The organism is Nostoc sp. CALU 546 (genome assembly GCF_048836525.1).
Genome location: NZ_JAWJTF010000003.1, coordinates 160537 through 181984, shown reverse-complemented (window position 1 = coordinate 181984; position 21448 = coordinate 160537). Strand labels below are relative to the sequence as shown.

Here is a 21448-nt window from a genome sequence, read left to right as displayed (position 1 = left end):
TTGGCTTGGCAGACTACTAGCCAGTGACTGGAGCTACCAAGCAGGATATACAGCGCGTCAGGCGACGGGTGAGTTTCAATAACATCATTCGCTAGTCTTCATCCTGTTGGTAATTTTTATTAAGAACTCCCGCAATCCTTATCTACCTTCAGCAGCTTTGACTATCCACTGCATCTGTTACCTGGGGATATTGTTCTGTTCTGTTTTTTTCAAGGTTCAGTAGAAGCGCTTTTTGTATTTTTAGGAGGAGCGCCCGTTTCATACTTTTATTATCACTGACGGCGTTAGTGATTGTCAACCAGTTTGAATCACCTTTTTAGGATTTTTCACTAACTGAACTTGTAAAAAATCTTCTACAGATATATCAAGAGCCTTGCATATTGCTTCTAGCTTTTCCCAAGAAACAGTAGGTTTGAGTCCTTTACGTTCATCAACTGTATATTCTCCGCGCTCCAAGTGCTGTATTGACTGGTAAGAACACCCAGCCCGTTTAGCCAGCGAAGCCATTGACTCTTCACCTCTAAGTATTTTTAATCGCTCTCCCATCTCTTTAGTCCACCAGACGCTAGCGATAAGAGTTTTTGACATAATTAATAGTTCTTCTTCTATGTAATCTTTTCTATTATCGCCACTTGACTTCTCAGCCATAATACAATAACTTGGTTAGTGATAAAGAGTAATACCTTTCACTAACTTAGTTTGAAGCACGGCAAAAGTAAAAGTGATCGCTTGCCGATATGCAATGCGATGATTTTAGTTTGCGCCAATTGAAGGAATACAACTAGAGAAAAGGGATCACCTACAGCAAACGCTTGCGCTCTTGAGCAATGCTAGAGCAATCGCATACGCTTGTACACGATTGCTGATTGGGGCAATGCCAGAGTGCGATCGCCTTTGTCTTAACTTCATGATTGTTATAACTGAATGTCCGTTGATTGCTTCTCCAGGCTTCTTTACCCACTCAACAGAGCTTGTGCTATACCCCGGTGATCATGTCTCTAGACTATGTTTCGACTTGGAATGTTAGCTTGACTTGGTTTGTAATGGTTGACTTGCGAACTCTTTCGCGTCCTGGGTGCTGGCAGTTCGCTTTCCTTGCCCTTATATTTAATATAAAGTGTTACTTAGCATTTGTCAAGCTTGACTTAGTATTTGCTAAGTGTTACTTTATATAAACAAAGCAGACTTAGTAAACACTAGGTGTTACTTTGTAGAAATAAATCCTAAACCAAGGCTTAATAAAGGAGGTGGTTTAGTGAGTTCATGTTTGATGAAGGTTGAAAAGCGTATTCAAAAGGAAGTTCCTGGATTAGGAGAAAAAATTCGACGTGCAAGAAAGGTTGATAAACGCCCACTTATAGAATTAGCAGCCTTGGCTGGAATGAGTACCCCAAACTGGTATGCCATTGAAAATGAAGAAATGAAAACATTGCCTCTGGCAACACTCAGAAAAGTAGAAGCTGTTTTAGGTGTTACTTTTGGTGTCGAATTTAAAGAGGATGAGGACGAGGAAGAACAAGAATGACTTGATGAATGCGTTTATTTAACTAGCCATGATAATTTGAAGCGACCGCCCGCCTGCAAGCTATGCGATCGCTCACCTAAACTAGACCACCACAAGAGGTATAGTTATGTTTACACTACCAGTTTTTCAGCTACTCCTCGAAGACAATCCCAACTTGTTTACTACAGAAGGTTTATCAGCCTTACTGGAAGATTGTATTCGTCTAAAATATCCTAAACGCCACAAATTCACTTACCCCTCTTTACTAAACCAACAGGTTTACTTATCTCTTGCTAACCTTGGTGACGGTAGCAGTGAAGATGAAGAAATCCTTCGCCGCATTTTGTCAGACCCTAAAGGCTGGTGCTTGGATGCCCCAGCAGAGGTAAAAAAAGGGGCTAAGTTTTATGACAACATGGGTAAAATGTTTGGCCCTCATTTTGGAACTGACCTTTTTTTGTACCACACTGTTCGAGACAACATTCAACAGCTTCAGAAAAGGTTAGGCATCTCTGGGGTGAGAACAAGAAACATTTCTGTACGCGATCGCCTATTTTCATACCCGACAGTAGAAGATCAGTTAATTACGCTGGATAAAGATCGTGTCACCCTTCAACAAGCTGTACCAGAAATCATCAAGTATTTTGCCAGCCTCGTGCAGATGCAGCCTGCATACAATTTATTTTTAGTTGATGAGAAAGAGCAAAAAAATTCCGCTTCAGTCACAGCAGTTGAAAATGCGGCATCAAAGACAGTAATAGCAGAGGTTTACACCGAATCTTACAACTGGGAGCTAACAGGGGCTAACTGTTGGCGGGGTAAAAGTATTGAAAGATTAGACCCTGACAAAATTCGTCTTGCCCTTCATCTCGACTGGGACGAGAACGAGTTCATCTTTTTTGAAGCTCAACACCCAGACTTGAGCCGATTTCCTTGGACAACCGAAGCCGCTTACCAATAAACCGATTTCTCCCCTACCTCTTCAAGGAGCCAACATGAATTTACCTTTAAATCAGTCCGTATTGTTGGAGTCGAGAACACTGAGGACTTCAGCTTTAACGAATTTTGAGAGCGACAAAGCTTTATCTATTCTCTCCAAGGCTAAAGCAATAATTTTCGCTGTCTGGAATGGTAGTGGTTGGGCCACCACTGCACAGATTGCAGAATACTTCGAGGTGAGTGAATCAGCGATTAAAGAATTGTACAGAAGCAATCAAGAAGAATTTAACCTTCAAGAAACTGAAACCCTTGTGGGACAAGCGCTTAAGGATGTTAGACAGACATTCTGTCTAAGTCCCAGAACACCAAAAGCGAGAGTTTTTAGTCCTTTAGGCGCTCTCAGGATTGCGATGTTACTACAACAATCGGAGGTGGCCGCACAGATCCGAACGATACTTATTGAAATCGTTGCAGCGATACCCAACACAATTGCATCTCAACACCAAAATCATGTACCAGTCCTTCCTCCTGTTGAACAGAGGCTAGATACTTTTGTCAAAGCAATGAAGACTTTAGCCGAACTCACGGGTGGCAGACTCAACCCATACATGGAACAGAATTGCAAAGACTTCGCCGCCAATCTGATAGCTGACTACAACAGACAGTTACTAACCGGCACAAAAGAAAAATGGCTTGGCGTGGTCAACTTTGCAGAGAGCGAACTGGGAAAGAAAGTCCCCCTGAGCGGCACTCACTACCGTGGTCACTTGGGTACATGGGTGAGAACATTCTACCCACACTTGGGCGATCGCCAAGAAACGCGATTGGTTAACGGTGTCCAACAGCCAATTTATGTCTACGCTTGTCACGAGCCGGCTGTTGCGGCTGGGTTGACCAAAGCTGTAGAAGAGTTCTTCGCTCATCCCAGTCCTGGAGCAGCGCTAAGGCAGGCGGGGGCTTTCGCTAATAAGAAAGCTGTAGTTACTGCTTGATGGTCATCGGTCAAGCAGAGCGATCGCCAAGTAATCAAGAATTAAGACTTTTACAACAAAGGTAAATTTTACCTTGAGGGGAAAAGATATGGAACTCGGCTACTTCCAGAAAGATGTACTCATTGAAAAACTAGCTAAGAAATTCTACGCGATCCAAGGCTATGTAGTCCCCGAATCATATCGGATGCAATCAGCTACACATCCAGCAGAAAGAGCGTGTGTGGCTATGGCTATTTTCGCAATCGAAGAATTTGAATCCATCAAAGATGAAGGTTCAGATGAGGATGATGACGAATATGAAACTGATTGTTTATTCCCTGAATAACCTTTGTTGCCAGGGGTTTAATTGAAGCGCGAGTAATACACCTTCCTAAATATTTTCTTACAAATTACAAGATGGTTAAACGGATATGAAAGCCATAGTGACAGTAGTTGAAAAAATCTCATCTGAAGCTCACATTAATATTCCTGAAGCTTTAGCAGAATCAGGTATTAGACAGCACGTTGTAGACCATTACAACAGTGGCGAAATGCTTCCTTTACTGAATATTTTCCACGTTGATTTTGAATCTATGAGCGTTCACATTGGTAAAAAACTCCAAATCACTTGGCAACCTGGAAAGCCTTGGAGTTCAAAGCGTCCCTATTACTTTTGTAAACTTGGAAGATTTACTTTGACTCTGTTAACTGATACAGAGCAAAACTTAACTCGTACAGAAGTTTATTTTGGGCATCACAAGCAACTTATTTATACGTCAGAAAAAGAGATATCCAAAGAATTGGCAACAGTCGAACTCCAAAATTTCTTAAGCGGATTAGCTGTTGAACTTCAGACTTTAAGCCACATTGAATTTCCAGAACAAGTTTGAAAATAACAGGAGTTAAACATGAGACTAACAACATTAGAAGGTCAATACCAGTGCATCGTGATTGACCCTCCCTGGTTCTATCGGCTGAGAAATCAGGATAAGACTCACCGAAACCGCATTAACTACAAGCCAATGCACATAGAAGAAATACTGTCATTACCTGTTCCAGGCTTAAGCGATCACACAGGGTCAGTTCTTTGGCTTTGGTTCACCAACAATCACATGATTGAAGCCGCACACTGCTTAGAAACATGGGGTTTTAGCTTGAAAACTATTCTTACCTGGGAAAAAGTTACTAAAGCTGGTACAACCCATCTGGGTACTGGTCACTGGCTACGTAACGCAACTGAACATTGTGCTTTAGCTGTACGAGGTAATGTCAGGGCGTTTGCTGGACGTTCCCTCACTAATGAATCATCACTAATCCATGCACGGCGGCGTGAGCATTCCCGTAAACCAGATGAATTTTTTGAACTAGTAGATAAGCTCTGTCCAGAAATGACGAAGTTAGAAATGTTCGCTCGTTCTTCTCGTGATGGTTGGGATTGTTGGGGGGATGAAGCCCAGAAGTTTGATAGTGAAACGAATGTTTCTTTGAGTGCATGAAAATAGCATTATATAAAGGGTAATTATGTTAACAAATATAGAATGGACTGACCAAACAGAAAATATCATCCGTGTCAAAGAAGGCGGTTGGTGGTGTCATAAGAAAAGCGAGGGTTGTGCAAACTGTTATGCAGAGAAATTAAATAAAAACTCTTTCTTTGGCGGAAACAAGCAACCCTACTCTGGGCAACCACCAGAGCTAGTGTTAGATACAGAAGCTATTCGGAAATGGGGATTCCAAAGGAAACCTAAGAAGCATTTCGTTTCTTCAATGACAGATGTTTTTGGTGAGTGGGTTCCGCGTTTTTGGCAACACGAAATGCTGGACGGAATGTTCGTTGCTCCCAACCAAATATTTCAGATTCTCACTAAACGCCCAGAAATTATGCTGTCATCTATGGATGAATGGCTTTCTTGTCATGGACTAGACAAGTTACCTTTAAATATTTGGTCAGGAACTTCAATTGAGAATCGCCGCACTTTAGAAGAACGTAGTCAATTTCTTGCTCAAATTCCGGCTTTAATCCGCTTCTGGTCAGTTGAACCGTTGCTAGAAGATTTGGGCGATATCACTCAATACTTGAATGATGTTCAGTTACTAATTATTGGTGGTGAATCTGGCCCAAATTCCAGACCATGCCACATCGAATGGATTAATTCAATTGTCCAACAGTGTCAGGTAGCTAAAACACCTGTGTTTGTGAAGCAGTTGGGGGCGAATGTTTATTTGAATCAGCAACCTTTTAAAACGAAACACGCCAAAGGTGGCGAACTTGCTGAATTTCCTCAACAGATACAAATTCGGGAATTTCCCAACTTCATTTGTGATTAGAAACAAATCCCTCGATTGTTAAGAGACTTTCGAGGGAAGGCAATTTTTATCAAACAGAATTCAGGAGTCAGGAGTCAGAATTCAGAATGAATTCTGTACGACTGGTGGATGAATAAGCGGGTTTAATACCCCCGCTAAATCAAAGATTTAGCGGTCAACAAGAAAGTAGCGGGTCTGAATCCCCCACTAATTGATTCTGACTCCTGAATTCTGACTTCTGAATTCTTCTTCAATAGGTATATCATTATGACTTTAGCAGAAAATCAGCTTAATAATCGGACAGCTTTTGAAGTCTTCATTCCCGGTTTTTTTGATGATTATCCACTTGAATCATCAGAATTCCGGCTGTACGCGCATATCCAAAGAAGAGCGGGTGTAAGCGGTTGCTTTGAGTCTATTCCGAAGATGGCTAAACATTGTTACATCGCTCTCAAAACTGCCAAAAATGCCATCAAGCTTTTACTAGCCGCCGGAATGATTGAAATACAAGAACGTCTTGGAACTACTAACATTTATACTCCCACTTCACCTTCTTTGTGGGTTTCTCCTAACCAAATTCAATTACTTCGTTCACAAATTAAAGTAAGTAAAGAAACCCCAGTCAAAATTAACCCCAGTCAAAATTGCACGGGGGGTGGGGTCAATTTTGCACCCAGTGGGGGGGTCAATTTTGCATGGGGGGTGGGGTCAAATTTGACCCACAAAGGTATTCCCATTAAGGTAATCCCATCTAAGGAATTCACACTAAGTGCAGTCCCCCCAAAAAACGAGTGTGTGTGTGAAGAAACTAACTTGGATTTACAACCAAATCAGGAAGAAGAACCAATTCCCGAATCTTCGTCTTCACAATCAAACCAGGAAGAACCAATTCCCGAATCTCTCACTTCGTTGTCAAATCAATCCGAGACTTTGCATCAAATAGACATTCCCTCATGTAGACCTACTATTGCGGCGGGGTTGTTAGATAAAAACGAACAAGCAAACAAGAAACCAAGCAAACCAAAATTTCAGTCGATTGATGATTTGCTCAATCACATCCTGCTTGACCCCGGCATCTTGGCATCTGAGCCTTTACCCGCAGTTTACAGAAATGAAATCAAACTCCGCTGTTGGCGTTTCCCCTGGCGTACTTCTTCCAGAGACAAGATTTACCAAACCTGCGATCGCCGTTTGGTGGAGTTAATCGCCAAGGAGAGAGCCGAGTGGGACAAGGTTAATTGGCAGCAAAAAGTCCCCACTGTGATCAAATCAATCAGCAATTTGGAGGTGAGTAAAGCTGGTTTAGAAGAACTGCTGGTTTATTGGTCAAAAGTTCTCTCTTCATCTACGCCACAAACTGAACAATCAAAAGCCAACGACCAACCCATCGGTTACTACTCAAATCGTTCTCTTGATTGGCATAAAGCGACTTTCAGTGAACTTCTAGACCGCATGGATGAAGTTGGTAAAGACAAAGCGATCGCTTCTTTCAGCAGCCGTTATGACCAACAAGACCCAGGTGCAACGCTCAAATGGTTGGATTGGTTAAAACTTACGCATCCTCAAATGTATATGTACTTACATCCGCAAGCTGCGTGAACAATATGGGATCTAGATTTTCTAGAAATCAAAATTTTCAAATGAGGTGAACTATGACACAAGACAAAACAAACTTCACATCCCAACAAGACCGCTTACCCCCACAAAGCATTGAGGCTGAAGAAGTAATACTTGGTGGCATTATGCTCGACCCAAGTGCCATGAGCCGAATCAGCGATCGCTTAGTGGCAGATGCTTTTTACATCAATGCCCACAAAGACATTTATCAAGCAGCCCTACGACTGTACAGCCAAGGATTACCAACGGATTTGCTTTGCATCACTAACTGGTTGTCTGATAATGGTTTATTGTTCCGTATCGGTGGACGCAATAAACTGGCCAGTCTGGTTGACTGTACTGTGTCAGCTGTGAACATCGATGCCTTAGCTGACTTGGTAATGGAAAAATACCAAAGGCGGCAGTTAATCCTTGCTGGCACTGAGATTGTTCAACTCGGCTATGCCACCGAAACTGATTTACCTGTAATTCTCGACGAAGCCGAACAAAAAGTCTACTGCATTAAGTCTGAGCATTCTGCCTCTGACTTGGTTCATATTTCTCATGCCTTAGCCGACACTTTTACCGAAATTGAAGCGCGTCATACTGGTAAGGGATCACCAGCAGCAAGCAGTGGATTTTATGACCTGGACAGTATACTCGGTGGTGGTTTTCGCAAAGGACGGTTGTATGTACTGGCTGCTCGTCCTTCTGTTGGTAAATCTGCTTTGGCTGGTAATCTCGCTCTCAATGTTGCCAAAACTGGGAAGATGCCTATCTGCGTTTTCAGCTTGGAAATGTCTACTGATGAGTACGTACAGCGATTTTTAAGCAGTGAATCTGGCATTGAAAATAACTTCTTGGAAACTGGGAATGTCTCTGACAGCCAGTGGGAACCTTTGAGCGTGGCGATCGCGCAGTTAAGCGAACAACAGATTTTCATCAACGACGAATCTTGCCCTTCTCTTAATGAAATCCGTAGCCAAGTCCGCCGAATTTCATCCCATTACGGTGGTGTTGGGCTTGTGATCATTGACTACTTACAACTGATGGCTCTTGATACTGATTCACGGGTGAACATGGCTCAACGAGTCGGTGAAATCAGCCGGGGATTAAAAAGATTAGCCAAAGATTTGGATGTGCCTGTACTGGCTTTGTCCCAACTCAACCGCGAAGTTGAACACCGTAACGATAAACGTCCTGTACTAAGTGATTTAAAAGACAGTGGTGCTGTTGAGCAAGACAGTGATGTTGTGATCATGCTTTACCGCGAAGAAATGTATAACCCCGATACCCCAGATCGTGGCATTGCTGAGTTAGTCGTTCGCAAGCAACGCAATGGCCCCACTGGTACAGTCAAGCTTTTATTTGACCATCAGTTTACCAGATTCAAGAATTTATCTCGTGGTCGTAGTTTTTAAGGAGCTACTGGAGGATAAACATTGTCTTTTACGCAAGATAGGGAACTAAGAATGATTGAAACTTACCAACAACTTTTACAACAATGGGCGGCTCTTGCCCCTGATGAATGCGCTATTACTGACCGGGATTATAGATTCAAGATTAAGATACTACCCAAAGTCGAAAAGTGTTCTTTCGACAACCCTTGGCGCTCTGTTACTTCAGAAAATCTAACTTGGCGGCTTCATGTAGCTGAAGATGTAATTCTCAGACAGTTGAATTTTGTTCTTCTAACAGTTCTACATCGCTGTTGTGACCGTCAGTCCAATATTCATTTCACTTTCATAGAGCTTGGAACTATCGCCACAATCTGCAATGGGTTGAAGTCGCAAATACAGCCACATCCAGCGATCGCGGCATTAGACGCATATATTCAATTACTGAATTTTTAGAAGGTGGTACATGAAAGCGCTATCTGTCCGTCAGCCTTGGGCATGGGCAATTATTTATGCTCTCAAAAATGTTGAAAACCGAGGCTGGCCCATTCATTATCGCGGCGACATTCTGATTCACGCTGCCAAAACTTGCACCAACAAAGATTACCAGCTAGCGAGAGAATTTTGCCACAGCATGGGGGTAGTAACCCCAGAATTAATCTCTTTACGTCGCGGTCAAGTTATTGGCATTGTCACAATAGTTGATTGCAAGTTTTCACAAGTTGCGTCTGGCTGGGGGATGCCTGAGCAATACCACTGGAAGCTGGAGAATCCACGCGAGATTACACCGATTCCTTACATTGGGCGATTGGGGATATTTGAAGTGCCAGATGAACTGGTCAGGAGTGCGATCGCCTCATGAAATCAGTCCTTTCTCTTTTCTCCGGTATCGGCGGACTCTGCCACCACGGAATATCAGCCGCAGGTCTATCCCACAAATTCCGAGTCCAGCAATTTGTCGAAATCTCCGCTTATTCTCAATCACAATTGCGCCATGAACAACCAGGAATTCCAATCCACGCAGATATTACCAACTACCACTGCCAAGAATCAATTCGCAATTCGCAATTCGCAATTATTAACTAGGAGTAAAAGAAATGAATCAAAAAATTAGTATTGCTGATAGAACGAAAGCTTTGGCAATAAGAATAGTTAAAGCTTGTACTTTTTTAGATGAAAAACCCGGAGTTTGTCGAACATTATCAAAACAGTTACTCCGAAGTGGTACTTCTATAGGTGCAAACGTTAAAGAAGCATTAAGGATAAGCTCACTCAACAGTTACAGAATCAATTCCCATATCACTGGAGAGCAACAATATAACTGATGATGTTACTTAGATTTTGCTGTCTTAGTAAATTTAGCGGATAAACAACACAATTCATAGCTGCCCTTAAAAGTAGCCAGTATTGTGAGCCCACTTAGGGAGCGATACGCTGTGTGCAGCCGTGAGATTAGATTACTCCTCACCGAAAGTCAAAGCGCCATATAAAAACACAATGCTTTATGTTTATGAGGTGGCGGGATGTTGGTTTAGCTTTGCTGGCGAAGTATTTCCTGAATTCCTGAATCAGCACTTGGCAGCGTCTACTGGCATCTCTGGCTTACCGCATTAGAATTCTGCCTTGTTTTCGGTCTTTTGGCGACACTTGTACAGCTTGCATACTATAATCTGCGGCTTGATGAGCTAGTTCTTTGGCTCTAGCTTTTAAGTCTTTCATTCTCCCTCCATTTCGATAAGCAGAACGTCCAGGTTTTCTATCTCTTCATATAGTTATCTGCCCTGCTAGACAGGAAACTAGCGTCTGCATACAAATCAAATACTACTCGTTGCAGTCCAAAATAAGCTTGCAGTAGTGCATCCCTTGTTTCTGGTTTCATATCCTCCCAAACATCTAAGCAAAATTACAGCATATAGCTGTAGACAAGATTGCATCTTGATTACAACTGTTTACTGTGAAACGGCGATTGCAATTCTTGGGTAGTGCCTGCAATCGCATACGCTTGTACATGATTGCTGATTGGGGGCAATACCAGAGTGTGATCGCCTTGATTCTGGAACAATTGAATGAAGTTTTTGCAACCAGTTTTCAGACTTAGTTTGGTCATCGGGATCTCCCCGGCGGCTCCAGCGTTAGAAGGTTACTTCTGGCTACTCCGGTTTTAGCTCCGGCTACTTTTCCTGGCGGCACTTCAGTTTTAGTTCGTCAATAAACCGTCTTTTTCAAGAATTTAGTAATTTTGATACAACTGGCTGTGATTTATATCTCCGTGAGTGGGAATACTAAACTGTAAGGTAATCACCAATTCAGTTAAAAACTTTTTTTCTGCTTATATGAAGGGAAATATAAATTAGGGATGCAACAACTCTTCAATCTGGGACAACTTGTATACTTGCGTGCTGACCCATCAAGATCGGGGCCAATAATTGAGATTCTTCCGCCAGCAGGGGGACAATCTCGTTACCGCATCTTCCACTCTCCCACTCAAATTCTGGAATACCATGAAGAGCAGCTGGTTGACGCAGGAGCTACTTCAAAAACCACTGGATTATTGGAAACATTAAAAGCAGGGCAATGGCTAAATGTACAGAGCTTTCGTGCCAGATTGACAGCAGCGAGACTTTCTCATCCACAAATTGATAATCTCTACGCCCTGCACTCAGCACGCATCAAGTTTATCCCCTTCCAATTCAAACCTTTGCTGCGTTTCTTGCGTGCTGACCAGCCTCGGTTACTAATTGCTGATGAAGTTGGTGTCGGGAAAACTATTGAGGCTGGTTTAATACTAAGGGAACTCCAAACCCGCCAACAATTAGACAACATTCTGATTGTTTGCCCCAAAGCCCTCGTTTCTAAATGGCGAGCGGAAATGCACCGTTTTGATGAGGATTTTCGACCACTGACTTCAGAAACTCTCTCCTACTGCCTAAGAGAGGCTGATTTAGATGGAGTTTGGCCTCCGCATTATTCTCGTGCCATAGTCCACTTGGAACTCCTGAGAATTGATAAATATCACAAGGGAATCAAGGGGCATGGCTCCAGTCCTGGATTAACGACACTTAACCCATCACCCCGCTTTAGCTTGGTTATTGTTGATGAGGCACACCATCTTAGAAATCCAGGGACTAGTTCTCATGAAGTAGTGAAATTTCTTTGCGACATTAGCGAAGCTGTAATATTTCTCTCCGCTACCCCGCTGCATCTTGGCAATCGTAACCTTTACACGCTACTCAATCTGCTACGTCCAGACCTGTTTCTTGATGAGACAGTTTTTAACGAGATGGTCCAACCTAATCAGCATCTCAATCAAGCCATTAGACATATTCGCAGTCGCCTCCCCCAAAGTACTTGGCAAACGTCATCACTCCAAGCGTTGCGAGATGCCGCAACAACAACTTGGGGTAAGCAGGTACTAAGCCAAGATCCTCGATTTATGGACTGGTATCAAAAGTTTCAGGATCGCGCAACACTGACTAATGCAGATCGAATTAATTGTCTGCGGGATTTAGAAGAGGTGCATTCACTGGCTCATGTAATGAATCGTACTCGTAGGCGGGATATCGGGAGATTTACGATTCGTGAACCACATACCATTTCTGTACCGTTCACACCACAACAGGAAGAATTTTATCAGGCATTGATTGAATTCCGTCGAGAAATGCTCTCCTTAGATCATGAAGAACAAGTGATACGGCTGATTACGGATACTTTAGAGCGTCAGGCGGCGAGTTGTTTACCAGCTCTTGTGCCTACACTTAATAAATTTATCCAGACAGGTAAAATTAAACTTTCTGATATTAGTGACGATATTGAGACAGAAAATGAGGATACTAAACTTCTTCCCTATTTACTAGAGAAAGCAAAGCATCTGCGTAGACTAGCTGCTGCTTTACCAGCGAATGATCCAAAATTGGATCAGTTATTGAGAATAATTGAGGAAACACTACTGGGTGAGTGTTCTGGCAAAGTATTGGTTTTCTCATTCTTTTTGCATACCTTGGCTTATCTGCAAAAACAACTGCAAGGTGCTGGTTACAGAGTAGAAGTAATTACTGGAAAGGTGGAAGATGCAATTAGAGAACATCTACGAGAGCGCTTTCGCTTGCCCCGCAAACATCCAGATGCACTCGATATCCTTTTATCTTCTGAGGTAGGTTGTGAAGGACTAGATTATGAATTTTGCGATCGCTTGGTAAATTACGATATACCCTGGAATCCTATGCGGATTGAACAACGCATTGGACGAATTGACCGTTTTGGTCAGCAAAGCGATAAAGTACTCATCTTTAATTTTGTCACACCAGGCACTGTTGAAGAACGCATTTTCTTTCGTTGCTTTGAACGATTGGGGATCTTTCAAGACACAATTGGGGATTTGGAGGAAGTGCTGGGAGATGTTGTACAAGATTTAACTCGTGTGGCACTTGACCCGAAACTCAGCCCGGAACAAGCTGAACAGAAAGCACAGCAAATGGCAGATAATGCACTCCGCCTAGCAGAAGAACAGCATCGACTGGAAGTAGAAGGTGGTTCATTCTTGGGGCTTGATGAGGGCTTTACTTCGGATATTGAATCTGTAGTTGCTCAAGACAAATTTGTTTCTGCTGATGATTTACGCCATCTGATTGAAATGTTTGTGGAACAGCCGACATTGGAAGGACAAATTACTGTTGATAGTCGGCATTCGGGACTCCATCGGCTACGCCTGAACAAAGATGGACGAGGGGAACTGCTTAAAAAAGTGCGATCGCTGAAACAGTCAGACCGTTCCACGGTTATTTTCACACGTTGGCTAGAAGGTAGTGAGCTACATTGGCTACTCACATTTGACCAGAAAATAGCTCTCGAACAGAGGGATATTCCATTTATCACGCCTATTCATCCTTTAGCGCGGGTGGCGATCGCTCATTTGGCAAGCATAGATGAGCCATTGGTTACGCAAGTCGCTATCCATGACAATACAATGCCACTTGGACAGTACCTTTTTGTTTGTGACCTCTGGGAAACGGTTGCTGTGCGCCCAGAAGTGCGGTTAGTAGGAAAAGCATGGAACCTTAATAATTCCTGTTTTGCACCTGAAGTTTCAGCAGCACTGGTGCGCTTGTTGAGCCACGCCGTACAGCCAGCAGAATATGTCAGTCTTCTACCATCTTTAATCGATTCAAGCATTCAACAGCTAGATGAAACTGCACACCAGCACCGTTTAAAAGAACTCAACGAGTTGCGAGAGAGAAACAATACGCTATTAAATGGCAAACTGGCTAGTCTTGATGCTTATTACCAAAATCGTCTTCAGCGCTTGGAAACTGAACTCAATCAGGCGAAAGATGAACGGATTATTCGGATGAAAGAATCGGAGCGATCGCGTATTCATCGAGATTACAAAAGCAAGCGTTCTGATTTAGAAAATCGCCGTGAAGCAGACATTATTAGTCAGAGGATTACTGTAGGAATTTTATTAGTAGAAGGGATGGTCACAAATGGTTAGCAATTACAAACAGCTTACCGAAGAAAATATTATAAGATATGGTACTGATATAGATGATTATGGACCTGTCTTTCTTACTAGCCTGTATAGTGACAGAACGCACTTTATTTATGAATTACTTCAAAATGCAGAGGATGCAGGAGCTACAAAAGTAAATTTTAAATTATTTAATGATCACCTTAAATTCTATCACAATGGCAGATTATTTACAGAGGCAGATGTTCAGGGTATCTGTGGACTGGTGAAAAGTACCAAAAAGGAAGACTTAACAAAGATTGGAAAGTTTGGCATTGGCTTTAAATCAGTCTATGCCTATACTGATTCTCCAGAAATTCATTCAGGTGATGAACATTTTTTTATTGAACATTATGTTAGACCTCATGCTGTAATGAGTGATGTTATTATCTCTAGAGAATATACTACTCTTTTTATTATTAAATTTAACAAACAAGATTTGTCTAAAGCAGCTGCTTACCAAGAGATTGAAACTCATCTGAGAAAATTTAATCCGCGCAATTTGCTATTTCTAAATTACATTGAAGAAATTTCTTGGCATCTAGAAAAAGGACAGCAAGGAATTTACAAGCGAGAGATTTTAGAACATGACGCTGGTTATAAACGAGTTACTATTAAGATAAATACATCTTTTGATAATAGTCAAGAGACTTGGATCATCTTTGGTAAACCAGTTCCTTATCAGCTAAATCTCAAAGTTGAAGTTGCTTTTCTTGTTCAGAAGGATAAAAAAACTCAGCAAGAACAAATCGTTCCTGTATCGAATTCTCAATTAGTAGTTTTCTTCCCAACTGAAAAGGAAACTCACTTGAATTTTTTATTACAAGGTCCTTATCGTACTACGCCAGATAGGGCAAAAATTCCTCCTAATGATAGCTTTAACCAGAAACTAATTGAAATTACTGCTGATTTAGTAGCTAGTGTTCTTCTAAAGTTAAAAGATTTAGGATTACTCACTGTAAGTTTTTTACAAATTCTTCCCATACGTGCATCTGAATTTCCAGAAAATACTATGTTTTATCCTGTATTTAACGAGGTATGTGAAGCCTTTCAAGAAAATGCCTTGTTGCCTACACCTGACGGACGTTATATTCCAGCTATACAGGCTAAATTAGCTCGAAGTACTGCACTTCGTAAACTTCTTTCAGATACTCAATTACAACAGCTTTATGGAGATAATTACACATGGTTATCTGACGAAATATCTAGGAATACTACTCCTGAATTATGCCAATATATTAGGGATATTTTGAAAGTTGAAGAAATAGAACCTGACAAATTTGCTTCAAAATTTAGTCTAGATTTTATTACACAGCAGTCAGATAATTGGGTAGCAGAATTTTATACCTTCCTCATAGGTCAAGAAGCACTTTGGAAAGAAGAAACACATAGAAAAAATCCACCACTATTGAATAAACCTTTCATCAGGTTACAAAATGATAAGCACGTAACACCATTTGACTATCATAGTAAAAAACCAAATGCCTATTTACCAACTGAGGTACCAACAAGTAAAGCAACAGTTAAAGTAGAAGTTGTTGCAATTCCAGAAGCTAAAATATTTTTAGAAAGACTAGGTTTAGAAAAACCTAGTAGTTATACAGAAGTACGTGATCATATTATTCGTAAATACAAAGTATTAAAACAAATTGATGAAGAAGAAAATAAAAAGGATATTAAAATAATTGAGGATGCTTTACAAATATCGTCTTCTACAGAAAGAAAACAGCTTATAGAACAACTAAAAGATACACCATTTCTACTATGTATCAATGCAAAAACAAATAAACAGGAATATCAATCACCTGAGAAAATATATTTTCGTTCCAAGAGTTTAGAAATGTACTTTGAAGGTAATGAAGCAGCTTGGTTTCTAGATAATAATAATAATATTTTTATTGACCATGAATTGCTGATTGAGCTAGGTATTAGTGAGACAGTTCGTTATTATTATAGTTCTCCTAATGCTCATGGTTATGTTATTCTTTCTGATAGTAAAGGTAATCATAAACGAGGTATTAAAGGATTTGATCCTAACTTTTCTATTGATGGTTTAGCTCATACCTTAGAAAATCCTACATACGATAAGTCATCGTATATATGGAATTATTTGTTATTACCTAACCGACAAAGGCTGAGTGGAGTAATAGAATTATCTAAACGTGTAACCTACCAAGATGCTCAAAAAGAAAAATGTTTTTCCAAAGTATGGCATCAAGTTTCTACCCAAAAATGGCTTCCTAATTCCCTACTAAAATTGTGTCAGGCTAACACTTTATCTCTTGATGATATATCTAAGGATTTTATTAGAGATGAAAAAGATGAGGATCTTGCAACTTGTATAGGAGTCAAACCAAGAGCTTCTCTGCTAGAAGAAGCTACAAGAATAGGAATATTACCCGAACTCCTTGATTACCTAAGAAAAAACCCACGCACGCAAAAGCTCTGGGTTGAAAAATTAATTAAAGGTGCATCATCTGAAGGAACACGAAACAATGGAACAGGATCAATAACAACATCTAGTAATGGTACTTCGCCAGAACCAGAAGCACCTAGTATTGACTACATAACCGCTCTTAAGGAAGTATTTTCACAACCTGGTAAGACTGAATTAAATGAGGCTTTTGAACCAAGTCCGGTTGCTAATCCTGAAGCGCGTTTACAAAAGATACAAGATAGTATTCGCAATGATAAAGAGAATGAACCATCCGCTATCGAAAGATTCAAGAAAATTGAATCTAAGACATGGGAGGGGAAAAATAAAGAGATTGTAACTTTCCTCAAAGAAACGTACAACGGGAAATGTCAAATTTGCTCTGAAACTTTCCCAAAGCGAAATGGCGAAGCCTATTTTGAAAGAGTATATTTAGTTTCTTATACTAAAGCAAGATGGATTGATCAACCCGGTAATGTTCTTTGCTTGTGTCCTACCTGCTGCGCTAAGTTCAAGCACGGTTCAGTCGACCCAGGAGATGATATCGAAGAGCAAATTAATTCACTTCCCTTAACAGGAGGAAAACTTCACATTGAACTCTGTGGTCAAGACACATACATTACATTTTTGGAAAGACACATAATTGCACTTCAAGGTTTGTTAAAGGGGGCTGTAGATTCGGTTCAGTAAATTAGTAAATTAATGGTGATGAACAATTTATCTAAGTAAAAATGCTGTCATAGATTACTTAAATTTTGTGTACAATTTAACAGTTAATAATGAATAGAATATATTACAAATTGTATAGTAAGGTGAATTGTGTCAGTCAGAACAGAATTGCTACTCAATCTCAGACAAGAAGTTCTTGGCCCCAGGGAGTCTTGCTATGAGGTACTGCCCAGCCAGCAAGATCCACGCAATGAATTTATCACTGGTGTCCTCATTCCTAGGGATGCCAGTGATGAAGATGCTAAAGAGATTGAGGGGGAAGCAGAAATATTAGGGACTGGAATGGACGACTATGGCGAGGATGAGTCAGATCAAGATAGTCCTGTAGCTGCTGCTGCACCTGTCTTAAATCCAAAATCACAACCTCGTTCTTTAGGTATTTCTTTTATTATTGGTGCTACGAAAGGGATTGAACCAACAATAGAAATTTGTGCAACTTGGGCGCGATATCGTTCTGAGAGTAATCCCCAAGGAAATCAGGTCTTTAAGCGAATTCCCAATTTTTATATCACCCCTGAACCGATTTCTATCACAAACAACTTAACGATCTCTGAGACTGACGCAGTTAAAATCGCAATTCGGAGTGTTCCTCGCTCTGATAACACCTACAAAGTATCAATTTACCTAGTTAATGAGACTTCTTTAATTGACCCACTGAGTAAATTGGGAAAGAGACGCTTTGAGACTGGCGACCTAATTTTTCAACCTCAAATTCGGGTTGTGACTGGAGAAAATGCAAAGCTTTTGCCTTTTGATAGTTTTCAGCCTTCTGATGAGACTCCTGAAATCGGAAGTCTTCAGGAAGAAGACGAGTCATTAGAATTAATATACCGAGAATATCTTGCCTATGCGCGGGGTCATTTGTGTGCAGCAATTTGGAAAGAAATAGACCCTGAGCGTCCCTGTCAGGGAGAAAATTTATTAAAATGGATTGATGGTTTTCCTGTACAGTTTAAATGTGGAAAACAACAATGGCAGAAGTTTAGTCTGCCAGACTGTAGAACAGAATATGTACCTTGCTACCCAGTTGAATCCCCTGCAATTGATTGGGAATCTGAAATAGAACAAATTCCAGACCTAAATACTGCTACCCTGGCACAAGCATGGAATTCAACCGTAATGTGTACAGCATTACAGCCTCTAGTTGACGGTTATGCAGCCTGGATTCATCAACAACAAACTACGGTCAGTCAATTAGAGCCTAAATATCATCGAGCTGCTAATCGACATCTCGAAAACTGTCGCATAACTCAACAGCGAATACAAGAAGCTATTGAGTTAATTATTCAAAATGAAGAAGTAAGACTGGCTTTTTGTTTTGCCAATAAAGCGATTAATCTTCAGGCATCTTGGAGAAGACCAGGACATGATTTTACCTGGAGACCTTTCCAGCTAGCGTTTATTTTAATGAATATCCCAGCGATCGCTAACCCTTTGCATCAAGATCGTCAAACTTGTGACTTACTAGCTTTCCCAACAGGTGGTGGTAAAACTGAAGCATACTTGGGACTAGCTGCTTTCACACTAGGATTAAGAAGATTACGATCTGGTAAAGATTCCTCCAAAGAGCCAACTGGACAGGGCGTGAGTGTAATTTCTAGATATACCTTGAGATTATTAACAATTCAACAATTTCGTCGCGCTTTAGGGTTAATTGTTGCTTCCGAAGTACTAAGAGTTGAAAACTTAGGAATGGGTTTTCCAATTGGATGGCGACCGAAGGATTGTCAGCGAAGCGACCATCATATTTGGGGAACAACTCGCTTCTCAGTCGGATTGTGGGTAGGTGGTAGCGTAACCCCTAATCGCTTGAAAGATAAATATTCTAATGGTTCTCCTTTGTTAGGTGCTATTTCAGCATTGGAAGGAAAAACAGGAGTAGAAGGCGATCCGGCTCAGATTCTTAACTGCCCTTGTTGTGGTTCAATCCTAGCGATACCAAGAGACGGATTACTTGGAGGAAAAACACACATAATTTATTTAGTTATGCAGGGAGCGGTTGCTAACCCATCAATTTCTCACCAAACAGAAAACTGGGAAGAACTTGAATCCGAACCGATTTTTTCTTCTTCTCCTGTCGCCAATTCTAGTAACTATATAACCCTTTCCCTAAGTCTGAACATAAAAAAAGGATCAAAACTTTCAGTAGGGAAGTTGGAGGGATGGTGGAGAGATAAAATTCAGCCTCAGTTAAACTCTATACATCTAGCCCCCTTTCGAATTAGCAGACCTGGATACTTTAAGAGAATTCATATAGGAACTCGCAAAGGTTCAGAAAAAATAGAAAATTTTGAAATTTATTGTGCTAACCCAGATTGTGATCTTAACACCCAAAAAATCTGGAATGAAAAAGTCCCTCTCGGATTTAATCAAAAGTGTGATAAACAAACAAGTGTCACTGATAAGTTGGTCTGGGAAAAGCCTCTTGAAGCCTTTAAAGCCCACACAAACTTTTCTTCAAGGATTCCAATTTCAGCCTATACAGTTGACGACCAAGTTTATTCCCGTATTCCTTCATTGCTAGTAGCCACAGTTGATAAATTTGCCCGTTTAGCCTTTGAGCCAAGAGCAAGTGCGCTCTTTGGAAACATCAATCATTACAATAGCAGGTCTGGTTTTTATCGTGATAATGCAGGGGCTAGCGAGCCTAAAAGCCACAATAAAGCTGTGAATCCACTCCTGCCACCTGACCTCATTCTTCAAGATGAACTTCATTTAATAGAAGGACCACTCGGTAGCATGGTTGGGCTTTACGAAACAGCAGTCGACACTCTATGTGAACGAATATATCAAGGTCAACTTGTCAACCCTAAATACATTGCTTCCACTGCAACAGTGCGACAGTCTCAATCGCAAGTACAATGCTTGTTTAACCGCTCTGTTTTTCAATTCCCGCCTCCTGCTTTATCAGCGGACAACAGTTTTTTTGCTCGAACATCAAGGAATGTTCATCCATTGGAGATAGATGCTAATGGAAAGCATCCTAGTGGTCGCCTTTATGTAGCTGTTTGCGCTCCAGGGAAGGGCGCTCAAACTCCCATTGTTCGCATTTACTCATCAATGTTTCAGAGTATTGAGCAACTGAAACAGACAGGATATAGCGATAGTGACTGCGACCCATTCTGGACATTAGTAGGCTATTTTAATGCGATTCGAGAATTGGCAGGTGCTGTAACACTTTATCGTCAAGACATTCCTGAACGACTGCGGCACAATGCAGATATTATGGAAGTGACCGGACGAGAACTAGAAGAAGCGATTGAACTTTCCAGTCGTATGGATTCTACTGAATTACCTGGTTTACTTAGCAGCCTATCACTGCCATTACCAGATGCCAGAGATGCTGTTTTAAGCACTTCCATGTTCGGTACTGGTGTTGACATTGACCGCTTGGGTTTAATGGTAGTTAATGGTCAGCCAAAAACTACTTCATCTTATATTCAAGCTACAGGTCGTGTAGGTCGTTCAACTGGAGGGCTGGTGATTACTTTCTTTAGAGCCAGTCGTCCCAGAGACTTAGATCATTATGAATTTTTCACTGGCTATCATAGAGCGATTTACCGTTATGTGGAGCCGATTACAGTGACTCCCTTTGCCTCTAGAGCCAGAGAACGAGGGATTGGACCAGTAGCAGTGGCATTACTGCGACAAGCTAGAACAATTCAGGGAGTAAATGTTTTATCTCAATGGGCGGCGGATGCTAGGCACATTGGAAATGCTCGTAACTCAGCTGAGTTGGGATGTATCACCGAAGTTATTAAAAGGCGATCACAAATTCAGCTAGAAACTCGTCGTCCACCAGAAGACCAAGTTAATGGCGAGATGCAAAGAGGACTTGACCGATGGGAAACTATTGCACAACAAGAAAATAATTTGGAGTATGTAGAGTACGCGATTAACAAACCTCCTACAAAACCTGTTGTGTTAGGAGATGAGCAACATCAACAACAAGATTTTAAATTTGTCTTTCGCAACTCTCCACAGTCTTTGCGCGAAGTCGAGTCCATGACGCGCTTTGGCTATATTTCAATAAATCAGCAAAATCAAGCCAATCAGGGAAGTTAAACT

At 41.2% G+C, this 21448-nt stretch carries 19 protein-coding genes and 1 pseudogene; 17 read left to right on the top strand and 3 right to left on the bottom strand.

Annotated features, from left to right (window positions below):
* Positions 1-294: 294 nt before the first annotated feature.
* Both RRG12_RS02900 and RRG12_RS02895 read right to left on the bottom strand, forming a co-directional pair.
* Positions 295-588 carry a helix-turn-helix transcriptional regulator gene (locus RRG12_RS02900; protein WP_322661655.1) on the bottom strand — a complete coding sequence of 98 codons (294 nt, stop codon included), beginning with the start codon at positions 586-588 and terminating at the stop codon, positions 295-297.
* Positions 589-799: 211 nt separating this feature from the next.
* Positions 800-961: a hypothetical protein gene (locus RRG12_RS02895; RefSeq protein WP_420758278.1), complete on the bottom strand. Its 162-nt coding sequence runs from the start codon at positions 959-961 to the stop codon at positions 800-802.
* Between the two features lie 198 nt (positions 962-1159).
* Here RRG12_RS02895 and RRG12_RS02890 point away from each other — a divergent pair, with 198 nt between their 5' ends.
* The 14 genes and pseudogenes from RRG12_RS02890 to RRG12_RS02825 all read left to right on the top strand — a co-directional run bounded on the left by RRG12_RS02890 (position 1160) and on the right by RRG12_RS02825 (position 10328).
* Positions 1160-1525, top strand: a complete 366-nt coding sequence (locus tag RRG12_RS02890; RefSeq protein WP_420758277.1) for a helix-turn-helix domain-containing protein — start codon at positions 1160-1162, stop codon at positions 1523-1525.
* A gap of 106 nt (positions 1526-1631) precedes the next feature.
* A complete protein-coding gene (locus RRG12_RS02885) occupies positions 1632-2465 on the top strand; it encodes a hypothetical protein (RefSeq protein WP_420758276.1) in 834 nt (277 codons plus the stop codon).
* A gap of 34 nt (positions 2466-2499) precedes the next feature.
* Positions 2500-3435 carry a hypothetical protein gene (locus RRG12_RS02880; protein WP_420758275.1) on the top strand — a complete coding sequence of 312 codons (936 nt, stop codon included), beginning with the start codon at positions 2500-2502 and terminating at the stop codon, positions 3433-3435.
* An 88-nt stretch (positions 3436-3523) separates the two neighbouring features.
* Entirely contained in the window at positions 3524-3760 is a 237-nt protein-coding gene (locus RRG12_RS02875) for a hypothetical protein (protein ID WP_190737789.1), read from the top strand.
* An 85-nt stretch (positions 3761-3845) separates the two neighbouring features.
* Positions 3846-4304, top strand: a complete 459-nt coding sequence (locus tag RRG12_RS02870) for a hypothetical protein (RefSeq protein WP_420758274.1) — start codon at positions 3846-3848, stop codon at positions 4302-4304.
* An 18-nt stretch (positions 4305-4322) separates the two neighbouring features.
* Positions 4323-4910 (top strand): MT-A70 family methyltransferase, encoded by a 588-nt coding sequence (locus RRG12_RS02865; RefSeq protein ID WP_420758273.1) that lies wholly within the window; start codon positions 4323-4325, stop codon positions 4908-4910.
* A 25-nt stretch (positions 4911-4935) separates the two neighbouring features.
* Positions 4936-5742 (top strand): DUF5131 family protein, encoded by an 807-nt coding sequence (locus tag RRG12_RS02860; protein WP_420758272.1) that lies wholly within the window; start codon positions 4936-4938, stop codon positions 5740-5742.
* Between the two features lie 246 nt (positions 5743-5988).
* Positions 5989-7320 (top strand): hypothetical protein, encoded by a 1332-nt coding sequence (locus RRG12_RS02855; protein WP_420758271.1) that lies wholly within the window; start codon positions 5989-5991, stop codon positions 7318-7320.
* Positions 7321-7373: 53 nt separating this feature from the next.
* Positions 7374-8738, top strand: coding sequence for a replicative DNA helicase (gene dnaB, locus RRG12_RS02850; protein ID WP_420758270.1), 1365 nt, complete (start codon positions 7374-7376; stop codon positions 8736-8738).
* A 51-nt stretch (positions 8739-8789) separates the two neighbouring features.
* A complete protein-coding gene (locus tag RRG12_RS02845; protein ID WP_334896176.1) occupies positions 8790-9170 on the top strand; it encodes a hypothetical protein in 381 nt (126 codons plus the stop codon).
* A gap of 10 nt (positions 9171-9180) precedes the next feature.
* Positions 9181-9576 carry an ASCH domain-containing protein gene (locus RRG12_RS02840; protein WP_420758269.1) on the top strand — a complete coding sequence of 132 codons (396 nt, stop codon included), beginning with the start codon at positions 9181-9183 and terminating at the stop codon, positions 9574-9576.
* The gene (locus RRG12_RS02835) at positions 9573-9800 is read left to right on the top strand and encodes a hypothetical protein (protein ID WP_420758268.1); all 228 of its coding nucleotides are present in this window, start codon (positions 9573-9575) and stop codon (positions 9798-9800) included. The genes RRG12_RS02840 and RRG12_RS02835 overlap by 4 nt, the downstream gene beginning before the upstream one ends.
* Positions 9801-9811: 11 nt before the next feature.
* A pseudogene (locus tag RRG12_RS02830) lies at positions 9812-10015 on the top strand (four helix bundle protein); the annotation flags it as partial.
* A gap of 145 nt (positions 10016-10160) precedes the next feature.
* Positions 10161-10328, top strand: coding sequence for a hypothetical protein (locus RRG12_RS02825; RefSeq protein WP_334896168.1), 168 nt, complete (start codon positions 10161-10163; stop codon positions 10326-10328).
* Between the two features lie 325 nt (positions 10329-10653).
* On the opposite strand, the gene RRG12_RS02820 is transcribed toward RRG12_RS02825, so the two are convergent.
* Positions 10654-10821, bottom strand: a complete 168-nt coding sequence (locus RRG12_RS02820) for a hypothetical protein (RefSeq protein ID WP_334896164.1) — start codon at positions 10819-10821, stop codon at positions 10654-10656.
* Positions 10822-11070: 249 nt separating this feature from the next.
* Here RRG12_RS02820 and RRG12_RS02815 point away from each other — a divergent pair, with 249 nt between their 5' ends.
* The 3 genes from RRG12_RS02815 to drmA all read left to right on the top strand — a co-directional run bounded on the left by RRG12_RS02815 (position 11071) and on the right by drmA (position 21445).
* On the top strand, positions 11071-14202 hold the full coding sequence (locus RRG12_RS02815; RefSeq protein WP_420758267.1) for a DEAD/DEAH box helicase: 3132 nt from the start codon (positions 11071-11073) through the stop codon (positions 14200-14202).
* Entirely contained in the window at positions 14195-17341 is a 3147-nt protein-coding gene (locus RRG12_RS02810; protein WP_420758266.1) for a sacsin N-terminal ATP-binding-like domain-containing protein, read from the top strand. The genes RRG12_RS02815 and RRG12_RS02810 overlap by 8 nt, the downstream gene beginning before the upstream one ends.
* Before the next feature lie 129 nt (positions 17342-17470).
* Positions 17471-21445: a DISARM system helicase DrmA gene (gene drmA, locus RRG12_RS02805; RefSeq protein WP_420758265.1), complete on the top strand. Its 3975-nt coding sequence runs from the start codon at positions 17471-17473 to the stop codon at positions 21443-21445.
* Positions 21446-21448: the final 3 nt, after the last annotated feature.

Coding starts and splice junctions, on each gene's coding strand:
- RRG12_RS02900 (WP_322661655.1), bottom strand. CDS start 588: ATGTCAAAAACTCTTATCGCTAGCGTCTGGTGGACTAAAGAGATGGGA.
- RRG12_RS02885 (WP_420758276.1), top strand. CDS start 1,632: ATGTTTACACTACCAGTTTTTCAGCTACTCCTCGAAGACAATCCCAAC.
- RRG12_RS02880 (WP_420758275.1), top strand. CDS start 2,500: ATGAATTTACCTTTAAATCAGTCCGTATTGTTGGAGTCGAGAACACTG.
- RRG12_RS02875 (WP_190737789.1), top strand. CDS start 3,524: ATGGAACTCGGCTACTTCCAGAAAGATGTACTCATTGAAAAACTAGCT.
- RRG12_RS02870 (WP_420758274.1), top strand. CDS start 3,846: ATGAAAGCCATAGTGACAGTAGTTGAAAAAATCTCATCTGAAGCTCAC.
- RRG12_RS02865 (WP_420758273.1), top strand. CDS start 4,323: ATGAGACTAACAACATTAGAAGGTCAATACCAGTGCATCGTGATTGAC.
- RRG12_RS02860 (WP_420758272.1), top strand. CDS start 4,936: ATGTTAACAAATATAGAATGGACTGACCAAACAGAAAATATCATCCGT.
- RRG12_RS02855 (WP_420758271.1), top strand. CDS start 5,989: ATGACTTTAGCAGAAAATCAGCTTAATAATCGGACAGCTTTTGAAGTC.
- dnaB (WP_420758270.1), top strand. CDS start 7,374: ATGACACAAGACAAAACAAACTTCACATCCCAACAAGACCGCTTACCC.
- RRG12_RS02845 (WP_334896176.1), top strand. CDS start 8,790: ATGATTGAAACTTACCAACAACTTTTACAACAATGGGCGGCTCTTGCC.
- RRG12_RS02840 (WP_420758269.1), top strand. CDS start 9,181: ATGAAAGCGCTATCTGTCCGTCAGCCTTGGGCATGGGCAATTATTTAT.
- RRG12_RS02835 (WP_420758268.1), top strand. CDS start 9,573: ATGAAATCAGTCCTTTCTCTTTTCTCCGGTATCGGCGGACTCTGCCAC.
- RRG12_RS02820 (WP_334896164.1), bottom strand. CDS start 10,821: ATGACCAAACTAAGTCTGAAAACTGGTTGCAAAAACTTCATTCAATTG.
- RRG12_RS02815 (WP_420758267.1), top strand. CDS start 11,071: ATGCAACAACTCTTCAATCTGGGACAACTTGTATACTTGCGTGCTGAC.
- RRG12_RS02810 (WP_420758266.1), top strand. CDS start 14,195: ATGGTTAGCAATTACAAACAGCTTACCGAAGAAAATATTATAAGATAT.